Annotated in this window: 5 protein-coding genes; 4 read left to right on the top strand and 1 reads right to left on the bottom strand. The window is 71.2% G+C overall.

What is annotated here, in order from left to right:
* A partial coding sequence (locus G6045_RS41020) for a hypothetical protein (protein ID WP_206344702.1) occupies positions 1 to 1010 on the bottom strand: 1010 nt, incomplete at its 3' end.
* A 480-nt stretch (positions 1011 to 1490) separates the two neighbouring features.
* On the opposite strand from G6045_RS41020, the gene leuS reads away from it, so the two are divergent.
* The 4 genes from leuS to G6045_RS37595 all read left to right on the top strand — a co-directional run bounded on the left by leuS (position 1491) and on the right by G6045_RS37595 (position 7859).
* Positions 1491 to 4367 (top strand): leucine--tRNA ligase, encoded by a 2877-nt coding sequence (gene leuS / locus G6045_RS37610; RefSeq protein WP_165336732.1) that lies wholly within the window; start codon positions 1491 to 1493, stop codon positions 4365 to 4367.
* Between the two features lie 144 nt (positions 4368 to 4511).
* On the top strand, positions 4512 to 5438 hold the full coding sequence (locus G6045_RS37605) for a hypothetical protein (RefSeq protein ID WP_165336731.1): 927 nt from the start codon (positions 4512 to 4514) through the stop codon (positions 5436 to 5438).
* Positions 5439 to 5541: 103 nt separating this feature from the next.
* Complete coding sequence (locus tag G6045_RS37600; protein WP_165336730.1) at positions 5542 to 6387, top strand: DegV family protein; 846 nt, start codon at positions 5542 to 5544, stop codon at positions 6385 to 6387.
* Positions 6388 to 6536: 149 nt separating this feature from the next.
* Positions 6537 to 7859 (top strand): ComEA family DNA-binding protein, encoded by a 1323-nt coding sequence (locus G6045_RS37595; protein ID WP_165336729.1) that lies wholly within the window; start codon positions 6537 to 6539, stop codon positions 7857 to 7859.
* The last annotated feature ends 13 nt before the right edge of the window (positions 7860 to 7872 follow it).

Here is a 7872-nt window from a genome sequence, read left to right as displayed (position 1 = left end):
GGTGCGGGGCGCGCGGCCTCGCCGGGCGGCGGCGGGGACGGGTTGGGCCAGCGGCCGGAGTGCTCCTCCTGGAGCGGCATGGGGCGGGCGCCCGGGGCCGTGGAGACGGCGCGGTACGCGGCCGCCATGCCGCTGCCGGTGCGGGGGCGCTCCTCCTCGTACATGACGCGAGTGCGTTCTTCCTCGTATACGGCTCGGGGGCGCTCCTCCTCGTATACGGCGCGAGGGCGCTCCCCTTCGTACGAGGAAGTGAATCCTCCCTGCTGGAGCGGGAGTTGGGGCCGTATGGAGCCGGCATCGGGCGTGGTGGCGAGGGCCTCCATGCCGGGCAGCGGGCCCTCGCGCCGCGGGGTGGCGCCCGCCGCGACACGGGGGATACGGGTCTGCGCGTCCAGGAGGGCGAGGATTCTCCGCGCCACCTTGCGCTTGACCGGCAGCGGAGCCGCGCGCAGCGCCAGCGCTCCGGTGACGCCGGCCAGGCACAGGCAGTACATCGCCACGACCCAGGGGGCGGCCTGGCGGCCCGCGTACAGACCGTGCACCAGGGCCGAGCACCAGGCGGGATAGGCCAGCATGTGCAGCGCCCGCCAGCGGCCCGCGATCCGGGCGGGGGAGGCGAAGGAGCTGCGCATCGCGCCGGTGACACCGGTGACGATCATCAGGAGTCCGGCGAGGGCGCCGAAGCCGATCAGTCCGTCCGTACCGGTCACACCGAGGCCGAACGGGATGAGGGCGCCGATCGCGGACACATGCCCGAGGACCAGCTTGACGGTGCCGTGCAGAAGCAGGAAGCCGAGCGCGGCGATCGCGGTCGCCCGGTGCACACCCTGGGCGAGGAGCCGCTGCTTCGGCGAGAGGAAGAGGCTGTCGGAGGCGACGAGGCCCCAGACGATGCTGGAGGTCAACGAGATGAGGCTGAGCACTCCGGTCGTGAAATCGAGGGCAGCGCGGAAGCTGTCGCCGCCGACGATCACGACGAGGGGTATCAGGAGCAGCACCGCGCCGGTCAACGCTCCACGTGCCGCGCGGCTCGGCCCCGGGGAAGTGGGTAAGGAGCGGATCTTGCGGCTATGGGGGGTGAGAGGGTTCATGGGGATGACTCCCGGATGGTGGTTCGAAAGCGGGTCCCGCTGCCGCATGCTAAGTGGCGCCGTACCGACCAGTTCGGGGTTTGAGTTATTGCGTTGTTATCAAGTGGCGAGCATCTCTTGACGTTGCCCCGATAGAGGCCGGTACGCCGAGTAACCCCGCTCCGGGGCGGGAGTAAAGCCCGGTGCGGGCGGCTCGGCCCCTGCGGTACCCTGACGCCATGCGTGCCGTACGCCTTCTGCTTAGCGAGCCGCGCTGATCAGTACCGACCACTGACGATTCGTGGGTCGGCATCAGCGCGGCGTCCCCTCCTGTGCGAGGGGTTTTTTCATTTCGGCTGTACGTCGCAGCCGAACTCCAGGTGAAACGCAGCAGAGACGATCGATGGAGCCCTGAGGATCATGAGCGAGACGAATTCGGCTGCCGAAGTCGCAGCCCCGCACCGCTACACCGCGGCGATGGCCGCGGACATCGAGGCGCGCTGGCAGGACATCTGGGACGCCGACGGCACGTACGAGGCGCCCAATCCGAAGGGCGGACTGGCGGGTGACGCCGCGGTCTCCGGGCGGCCCGAGAAGTTCATCATGGACATGTTCCCGTACCCCTCGGGTGCCGGTCTGCACGTCGGGCACCCGCTGGGCTACATCGCCACCGACGTCTATGCCCGGTTCCACCGCATGACCGGGTACAACGTGCTGCACACGCTGGGCTTTGACGCCTTCGGCCTGCCCGCCGAGCAGCACGCCGTCGCCACCGGTACGCACCCGCGGGTGTCCACCGAGGCGGCCATGGAGAACATGAAGTCCCAGCTGCGCCGCCTGGGCCTGGGCCACGACAAGCGCCGCTCGATCGCCACGATCGACCCGGAGTACTACAAGTGGACCCAGTGGATCTTCCTGCAGATCTTCAACTCCTGGTACGACGAGGGCGCGAAGAAGGCCCGTCCGATCGCTGAGCTGGTCACCCAGTTCGAGAGCGGCTCGCGGGCCGTTCCCGGTACGGACCGGGCGTGGAGTGAGCTGAGCGTGGGCGAGCGCGCCGACGTCCTGAGCGAGTTCCGTCTGGCGTACGCCTCGGACGCGCCGGTCAACTGGTGCCCCGGCCTGGGCACCGTGCTGGCCAACGAGGAGGTCACCGCCGACGGACGCTCCGAGCGCGGCAACTTCCCGGTCTTCAAGTCCAAGCTGCGCCAGTGGAACATGCGGATCACCGCGTACGCGGACCGTCTGCTGGACGACCTGGACGCGCTGGACTGGCCCGAGGCGATCAAGCTGCAGCAGCGCAACTGGATCGGGCGCTCCGAGGGTGCGCGGGTGGACTTCCCGGTCGGCTCCGAAGGCAGGATCACGGTCTTCACCACTCGCCAGGACACGCTGTTCGGCGCCACGTACATGGTCCTGGCCCCCGAGCACGAGCTGGTCGACACCATCGTCCCGGCCGCGTGGCCCGAGGGCACGCACGACGTGTGGACCGGCGGGCACGCGACGCCGGCCGAGGCCGTCGCCAAGTACCGCGCGTTCGCGGCCTCGAAGTCCGATGTCGAGCGGCAGGCCGACGCCAAGGAGAAGACCGGCGTCTTCACCGGCGCGTTCGCGGTCAACCCGGTCAGTGGCGAGCAGGTCCCCGTCTTCATCGCCGACTACGTCCTGATGGGGTACGGCACCGGCGCGATCATGGCCGTCCCGGCGCACGACACCCGTGACTTCGCGTTCGCGCGCGCCTTCGAGCTGCCGATGCGCTGCGTCGTGGAGCCCTCGGACGACCGGGGCCTGGACACCTCGACGTGGGATGACGCCTTCGTCTCGTACGAGGCGAAGCTGGTGAACTCCTCCGCGGACTCGGTGTCCCTGGACGGCCTGGGCGTCGTCGAGGCCAAGGCGAAGATCACCGAGTGGCTGTCGGAGAACGGCATCGGCGAGGGCACCGTCAACTTCCGGCTGCGCGACTGGCTGTTCAGCCGCCAGCGCTACTGGGGCGAGCCCTTCCCGATCGTCTACGACGAGGACGGCGTCGCGCACGCGCTGCCCGAGTCGATGCTGCCGCTGGAGCTGCCCGAGGTCGACGACTACTCGCCGCGCACCTTCGACCCGGACGACGCGGACACCTCCCCGGAGACCCCGCTGTCGCGCAACGAGGACTGGGTCAGCGTCCAGCTGGACCTGGGCGACGGCTCCGGCGTGAAGTCGTACCGCCGCGAGACCAACACCATGCCCAACTGGGCGGGTTCGTGCTGGTACGAGATGCGCTACCTGGACCCGCGCAACTCCGAGCAGCTGGTCGACCCGGACGTCGAGCGCTACTGGATGGGCCCGCGCGAGAACAAGCCGCACGGTGGCGTCGACCTGTACGTGGGCGGTGCCGAGCACGCCGTACTGCACCTGCTGTACGCGCGGTTCTGGTCCAAGGTGCTGTTCGACCTGGGGCATGTGTCGGCTACGGAGCCGTTCCACAAGCTGTTCAACCAGGGCATGATCCAGGCGTACGTCTACCGCGACAGCCGTGGCTTCCCGGTCCAGGCCGATCAGGTCGAGGAGCGCGACGGCGGCTTCTTCTTCGAGGGCGAGCCGGTCAAGCGCGAGCTGGGCAAGATGGGCAAGTCCCTGAAGAACGCGGTCACTCCGGAGGCCATGTGCGCCGAGTACGGCGCGGACACCCTGCGTCTGTACGAGATGGCGATGGGCCCGCTGGACGTCTCGCGGCCCTGGGACACGCGTGCGGTCGTCGGTCAGTTCCGGCTGCTGCAGCGGCTGTGGCGCAACGTCGTCGACGAGCAGACCGGTGACGTCACGGTGTCGGACACCGAGCCGGACGAGGCCACGCTGCGCGTGCTGCACAAGGCCATCGACGGGGTGCGCCAGGACCTGGAGGGCCTGCGCTTCAACACCGCGATCGCCAAGATCACGGAGCTGAACAACCACCTGACCAAGGTGGGCGGCCCGGTGTCGCGTCCGGTCGCCGACCAGCTGGTGCGCATGATCGCGCCGCTGGCCCCGCACATCGGTGAGGAGCTGTGGCGCAAGCTGGGGCACACCGACTCGGTCGTGTACCAGGAGTTCCCGGTCGCCGACCCCGCGTATGTGGTCGACGAGGCCGTGACCTGCGTCGTCCAGATCAAGGGCAAGGTCAAGGCGCGCCTGGAGGTGCCGCCGACGATCTCCGACGGCGACCTGGAGGCGCTGGCGCTGGCGGACGAGAAGGTCGTCGCGGCGCTGGACGGTGCGGGGATCCGGAAGGTGATCGTGCGGGCGCCGAAGCTGGTGAACATCGTTCCGGCGTAAGGGTCCCTTGGTGCCGGTTTCGGTGCTTTAGGGATGTCCCCTAAGGGCAGGTTGGGGGTTCTGCGGAACCCTCGGCCTGCCCTTGGGCGTTTACGGTGGAAGAAGCTCGTCCGACGCTCTGTTCCCCCCGCTTAGGAGCCCCTCATGGGTGAAGTACTCGCCGTGCTGGCCGTGCTCTTCGTGCTGTTCGTCGCGCTGGGGGTGTTCGTCACGGTGAAGGTCGTGAAGGCCGCCAAGCGCGGTGTCGACCGCACGATCACGCAGGCGCGCCGCCATGTCGAGGACTCCACGCTCAAGGCGCGGACCCTCGCGCAGATCGGCCCGGCGGGCGAGCTCGCCCAGCTGCGTCTGAAGCTGCGCACCTCGATGCGCGCCACGCAGGACGCGCTGCAAGCGGCGGTCGCGGAGGACGCCTCGCTGCAGGAGTCGGTGGGTCTCTTCGAGCGTCTGAGCGTGCACGGCTGGGAGCTCGACGCCGACCTCAAGCGCCTCGAGCGCGAGCCCGACAAGGCCCGCCTCGGCGCGCAGCTCCCGGAGTTGAAGGAGCGTACGGACCGGATCACCGAGGCGGCGGACTCGCTGCGCTTCGCGGCGCAGGACCGGGCGCGACGGTTCGCCGACGACGAGTTCGCGTCGCTGCGGGCGCAGATCGATGTGGAGTCGGGGGCGCTGCGGCACTGGACCCGGGAGGAGCCGGGGGCGGGTGGAGCGGCCGGTGCCTCGGGTGCCGGTTCGTTCGGTGCCGGTTCGTTCGGGGCTTCGGCGGGTGCGGGGTCTTCCTCGGGTACGGGGTCTTCGCCGCGTACGGGGGAGCAGGCCGGTGCTTCCGTGCCTTCGCCGGCCTCGCCCACTCCGGCCTCCACTCCCACTCCCACCCCCGCACCGGCCTCATGGCCCGAGCCGACGCTGATCGACGGGCCTGCCGCGCCGGCCGAACAGACCTGGCCGGACCGGGATCTGGCGGGTCAGGGCGACGCGGGTCCGCAGGCGATCGAGCCCCCCGGGCCGCAGGTCACGTATCCGTGGCAGAAGCAGGCCCGGCCGGAGGCCAGGCCGGAGGGGCGGGGCTGAGGGCTCCGGCGGGCCGGCCTCCCGGTGCGCGGGAGCGGTGCCGGGCCCGGTACGGTGAGGGCCGGGCTGCCGCCCTTCGGCCCCGGCAGGTAACCTCCAGCTCATGTCCCGCCATGTCGCGATCGTCACGGATTCAACGGCCTATCTGCCGCAGCCGGCGATGGAACGGCACGGCATCACATCCGTTCCGCTGACCGTCGTCCTCGGTGATCAGGCCCTCGAAGAGGGTACGGAGATCTCCGCACGCTCCCTGGCCCAGGCGCTGCAGAAGCGCCGCCCGGTGACGACCTCGCGCCCGAGCCCCGAAACGTTCGCGCGGACCTATCGCGAGGTCGCCGCGTCCGGCGCCACGGGGATCGTCTCGCTGCATCTGTCCTCGGAGTTCTCCGGTACGTACGACGCGGCCGTGGTCGCCGCGAAGGACGCGCCGGTTCCGGTACGGGTGGTGGACACCGGCATGGTCGCGATGGCCCTCGGCTTCTGCGCCCTGACGGCGGCGGAGACGGCCGAGGCGGGCGGCACGGTGGACGAGGCGGTGGCGGCCGCGGAGAAGCGGGCCGCGTCCACCGCCGCGTACTTCTATGTCGACACCCTCGACTATCTGCGCCGCGGCGGCCGGATCGGCGCCGCCCAGGCGCTGTTCGGCTCGGCGCTCGCGGTCAAGCCGCTGCTGCAGCTGGACGGGGGGCGGATCGAGCTCCTCGAGAAGGTGCGGACCGCGTCCAGGGCCATCGCGCGGCTCGAGGAGATCGCGGCGGAGCGCGCCGGATCGGCGCGCGTGGACATCGCGGTGCACCATCTTGCTGCGCCCGAGCGGGCGGCGGCGCTGGCGGAGCGGCTGCAGGGGCGGCTGCCCGGGCTCGGGGAGCTGCATGTCAGCGAGGTCGGGGCGGTGATCGGGGCGCACACCGGGCCCGGGTTGCTGGGTGTGGTGGTTTCGGCTCGGTGAGAGTGCCTGCTTTGGCGCCCGCTTTGGCACCTGCTTTGTCACCCGCTTTGTCACTCACGCGGGTGGTGGGGTTTTCCACAACCGGGTAGTTGTCCACAGGAATTGAGCAAGATCCACTTGTTGCGGTGGCGATCTCTACGGTCGTCCGCATGTCTCCCTCATCACGCAACTCGCAGGTCTCCCACGACCCTTCGGGCGCCGTCCCCACCAGTGGACCCGGGCGCGGTCCGTCGTCCGACGGCCGGGCCGGGCATCGTCGTGTCCGGCGCCGGCGGCGTCGTGAGCAGGTGGCCGCGGAGCGGTTGAGGTGGCGGGCGGCCCGGCTCTTCGAGCAGCCGCCGCAGGAGTCGGGGTCCGGTGCGGAGGCCCCGGCGTTGCCCCGGTGGGACGGACCTGCCGTTCCCCGCTGGGCAGTTGACCGGGACGCGGCGGATGTCATCGCGGGGCGTACCCGCGAGGCGCGGCGCGCTTCCGGGGCCACTGTGGTGCGCCGCCGTGGGCCGGCTGCGGACGAAGGCGTACGGGGGTCGTCGTCGTCCGAGCCTGAGGGCGGCGGCGGGCTGCGGACCGTGCAGTTGGGGCAGCCGGTGCAGGTTGAGCCGGGGGCCGGTCATGTCGGGCCGAGTGCGGGCGCCGGTCCGGGTGCGGGCGTCGGGGCGAGTGGGGGTGGTGCGCCGAGTGTGGGCGCCGGGGTGAGTGCGGGTGGTGCGCCGAGTGCGGACGCCGGGGCGAGTGCGGGCGGGGCGCCGAGTGCGGACGGTGCGCGGGGTGAGCGTTGGCGGCTTGCGCTGCGGGAGCGGCTGCCGCTGTGGGTGCAGTCCCGTTGCGGTCTCGAGCGGCGCAATGTGGTCGTGCTCGCGGTGCTCCTTGTGGTCGGCGCGGCGCTGGCTGTGCAGCACTTCTGGCTGGGGAGGCCGCAGTCGGTGAGCGCTCCCGAGCTCGTACGGGCGGCTCCTGCCGCACCCGTCGGCGCGGAAGCGGGTGTGGGTGAGCGGGCCGGGCGCGCGGAGGGGGATGGCGGGGGAGGTCCGTCAAGCGGCGCGGCCGGCACGGTTGTTGTGGACATCAGTGGCCGGGTGCGGGAGCCGGGGGTGCATCGGCTTCCGGTCGGTTCGAGGGTCACGGACGCTCTGCGGGCCGCGGGCGGCACCAAGCCGGGTACGGATCTCTCGGGGCTCAACCGTGCCCGGGTGCTGATCGATGGTGAGCAGGTGGTGGTCGGTGGTCCGCCGGGCGCCCAAGTCCCGGGTGGGGGTGTGGCCGCGGGCGCGGTTCCGGGCGGGCCCGTGAGCCTCAACTCGGCGTCCCTTGAGCAGCTGGACACCCTGCCCGGCGTCGGCCCCGTCCTCGCCCAGCACATCGTCGACCACCGCACCGAGCATGGCGGCTTCCGCTCGGTGGACGAACTCCGCGAGGTGAACGGTATCGGCGAGCGACGCTTCGCCGAACTGAAGGATGCGGTGCGGCTGTGAGCGGGGGGTGGGG

Source organism: Streptomyces mesophilus (genome assembly GCF_011044995.1).
GTDB lineage: Bacteria > Actinomycetota > Actinomycetes > Streptomycetales > Streptomycetaceae > Streptomyces > Streptomyces mesophilus.
The sequence above is the reverse complement of the archived record's forward strand: the minus strand, read 5'-3'. Positions and strand labels throughout refer to the sequence as shown.

Excerpts from the sequence above, each read along its gene's own strand:
- G6045_RS37595 (WP_165336729.1), top strand. The coding sequence starts at position 6,537 with ATGTCTCCCTCATCACGCAACTCGCAGGTCTCCCACGACCCTTCGGGC.
- G6045_RS37600 (WP_165336730.1), top strand. The coding sequence starts at position 5,542 with ATGTCCCGCCATGTCGCGATCGTCACGGATTCAACGGCCTATCTGCCG.
- G6045_RS37605 (WP_165336731.1), top strand. The coding sequence starts at position 4,512 with ATGGGTGAAGTACTCGCCGTGCTGGCCGTGCTCTTCGTGCTGTTCGTC.
- leuS (WP_165336732.1), top strand. The coding sequence starts at position 1,491 with ATGAGCGAGACGAATTCGGCTGCCGAAGTCGCAGCCCCGCACCGCTAC.